Annotated in this window: 3 protein-coding genes; all 3 read right to left on the reverse strand. The window is 68.0% G+C overall.

Annotated elements, in window-relative coordinates; all coding sequences use genetic code 11:
- Positions 1-467: 467 nt before the first annotated feature.
- Positions 468-662, reverse strand: a complete 195-nt coding sequence (locus U9977_RS26435; protein ID WP_322751988.1) for a hypothetical protein — start codon at positions 660-662, stop codon at positions 468-470.
- A gap of 144 nt (positions 663-806) precedes the next feature.
- Positions 807-2,300 carry an IS66 family transposase gene (gene tnpC / locus U9977_RS26440; protein WP_322751989.1) on the reverse strand — a complete coding sequence of 498 codons (1,494 nt, stop codon included), beginning with the start codon at positions 2,298-2,300 and terminating at the stop codon, positions 807-809.
- A gap of 91 nt (positions 2,301-2,391) precedes the next feature.
- Positions 2,392-2,997 carry a transposase domain-containing protein gene (locus tag U9977_RS26445; protein ID WP_322751990.1) on the reverse strand — a complete coding sequence of 202 codons (606 nt, stop codon included), beginning with the start codon at positions 2,995-2,997 and terminating at the stop codon, positions 2,392-2,394.
- Positions 2,998-3,264 lie beyond the last annotated feature (267 nt).

Raw genomic sequence — 3,264 nt, forward strand, 5'->3', positions numbered from 1 at the left:
TGCCTGCTCCATCATCGCCGCGTCCGTTCCCTTCCCGCCTGACACCAGGCCATCGGTACCTCCAGTAACTCCAGTACCTCCAGTGTACTTCGTGGAGGCCGCCCCCGGGCACGGCCAAGCACCGATTCCGCTCCGCCGGACACGACCGGGCCATCGTTGGTGTGGGCACCCGCTGCCGCCTCAGCGAACCCTCCGACGCAGCGCGGCGCCCAACCGGAACTCAGTACTGGCGTCCGCACCCCTGTCCCGCCGCCGGCTGGACGCTGTTGACCTGGCGATGACGCCTCATTGATGCTTTTGGTGCCTGCCCGCTCACTGGCTCTCGGCATACTGCGTGTGAGCTTTCCGGTGGTGGATCACGGTTCCATCCACCGTCGAGCCGGCGCGGGATTGCTGCGCTGCAGGCTCGACGAGGGGCAGTTCGCGCCGCAGTCTAGACAATACCAATGCGATATCATCGTCGGACGTCACGATGATGGTGGCCGCTTCACGCGGAATCCACCGCGGAACCCGAGAGAGAGCAACCCCAGCGCCGCGATGATGATTATCAGGATGCCGTAGCTGCTGGTCATGAAGCCACCGACCTTGCCCGCGGCGGTGGCCGCCGGGTTGCGGCGCGGGCCCGCCGGCAGGTTCGTGGTGCCGCCGATGAGGACCCCCATCCCGTTGTCGGCCTCGGTGACATCGCTCAGGGGTAAACATTCACCTGGTTTAGGGATCTTGCTGTAGGTGACGGTTCGTGGGCATGGCTGTGGGCCGCGCCGGGCGGGGCTGGCGTGGTGGGGTCGGGCGGGGCGGGGTGCCCGTCAGGTGGGGACGACGGCGGCCGGTGGCATCCAGGGGCTGCCGCGGAACGCGAGGCGTAGTGCGTGCAGGGCGGAGACGCCGTGTTTGCGGGCGGTGGAGAGGTAGCTGGCGATCTGGAGGCGGCAGGCGGTCGCGGCGGCGGAGGTGAGCCGGCCGGAGATCTTCTGCTGGGTCTTGAACGGCCGTAGATCGCGTTCGCTTTGGTTGTTCGTCGGCCACACATCGAGGTCGAAGACGAAACGGAGCACGTCCTGTTGCCGATCACGCAGGCATTCGAGCAGGCAGCGGCCAACCGGCTGCTTCCTGCCCTTCTCGGCCGGGGGGACGTCGGCCAGGCCGACGCGGACCGCGCCGCGGTACTCGGCGATCAGCGGGTCGCGCAGTGCGGCGGGGATCTCGGCCAGCCCGGCCGTGCGGGCGAGGTTGGCCTGGTGGACCAGGCCGCGCAGCGACTCCTGGAGCTGGACCGGCCAGGCCGCCTCCGGGTAGGTCTCGACCGCGTCCTGGAGGTCACGCAAAAGGTGCGAGACGCACAACTGGTGGAGGAAACCGGCGAATTCCTCGCAGTCGTAGAGGGCGTAGCGGTCGTGGACGACGACCCCGAGCATCCGGCCGAGCAGGAACACCCCGAAGCTGGCCTTGTCACGGCCTCCCAGCATGAACAGCAGCGTCGACGCCGAGAGCACGTAGCGCTTCTCGCCCTTCGGGCCGACCTTCAGCGGCGTCTCGTCGAACCCGGCGACCTTCTCCCCGGCGATCCGCTGTTCGATCTCGGCGACCGGCTCCTCGACCGCGTCTGCGCCCAGGGCCAGCAGCGAGTGCAGCCAGCCCGCCGAGACCGTCACCCCGCACAGCTCGACGATCGCCTCCCGGGTCCGCTCGACCGGCAGGTGCTGGCGGACCAGGAAGGACAACGCGAGCGCGCGCAGCTGCGGCCCGTAGGACACCGGCGCCCCGGACACCCCGTCCGGCCGGGCGGCCACGTGGCGGCGTCCGCAGCCGCACGCGACCTGGTAGAGATCGTGCTGGGTAACGCCGACCCGTGCCGGGGTGAGGTCGTGGGACTGGTGCGAGCGGGCGATCCCCACCACCGCCGCGTCCGCCAGCGCCGCCCCGCAGCCACACGCCCCGACCGGGAAGTGCGGCTCGACCCGGTCCGGGTCCTCCCGCCAGGCCAGTGTCTGCCCGTCCGCGCCAGGCTGCTTGCCGCGCTTCTTCTTCCCTGACCCGGACCCACCCGCAGGGGGCCGCGGGGTCTTCCGCCCCGGGACCACGTCGTCACTCGACGGGGACAACGACGAGTTCCTCGAGTTCCGCGACGCCTTGCGCTCCAGGTCAGCGACCTTCGCCACCAGCTCGGCGATCACCCTGTCCCGGTCCTCGAGCTGCCGGTCCCGGTCCGCCAGCTCCGCCCGCAGCTCACCGAGCAGCTCCGCCTGCGCGCGCACGAGAGCGATCACGCCCTCAAGCGGCATCTCCTCCAGCGGCGGCACTCCATCACGTCACCACACACATCAGACCTGGTGCGCCGAGCATCCGAACAACATCCGAACCAGGCTCACAACCCGACTACCCACAGCAACATCAACAAAGAACCTGAATGCTTACCCTTTCGCCGTCCCACATACTGCCGGTCGTGGCCGCCACGACCGCGTGCGTGCCGCATTCCACCAGCCCCACCAACCGGATCTGCGGGAAAGGCCGCCGGGTACCGCCGCGCGCCTTCTCGAATGCCGTGAGGTTCTCCGTGGTGTCTGGAACGTCGATGTTGACACCGTCGATGGCCATGAGCCGCCATGAATGCAGCCACGCACCCGCCGTGCCCAGCTGTTCGAGCGGGACCGCGACCCGCTCGAACAGCAGCTTCAACGGCTCCTCAGCCAGCCGCTCCCGTGCCTGGCTGAGCGCGCTTGTCAACGGCACCGTCCACTCGTCCCGCCAGACCGCCATGAACCGCAGGCCGCCCACCAGGCGACGCAGGACCTCCTCGTAGCCGTCTCGAAACACCGCGAGCGCGACCACGAAATAGACAACGACGTGCGCGGGAAGCAGCCGGTCCCGTTTCTCCCGCTTACCTGTCTCGGTAAGGACCTCGTCCACGACATCTCGTGAGATAATCCGCGCGAGCACACCCACCGAAATATGGTCCGTAAGACGTCCCGTCCTCGACGGCTCCTCCGCTGAATCCACACACCATTCTATCGTGGCGATCAGCGCGCGGAAGGATGCTACACGTTCAGCCGCACACCCCAAGACAGCAGCGAAACAACAAGATCAATTTGATCTTGTTGGTGCCGGTTCTTATCTTAGCGGCATTGCTGCCAGTAGACCTGTGACATACAACCAGGCCTGGGCCGACGACGCCTCGCTACGGAAAGAGCCCACCGCCCGGGCGAACAACTCCTCGTGCCCCGCCTCCCACCGGTCGACATCCTCATCGCCTACACTGCCATCCGC

It is taken from the genome of Protofrankia sp. Cas8 (assembly GCF_963555845.1).
In the GTDB taxonomy this organism is placed as follows: domain Bacteria; phylum Actinomycetota; class Actinomycetes; order Frankiales; family Frankiaceae; genus Protofrankia.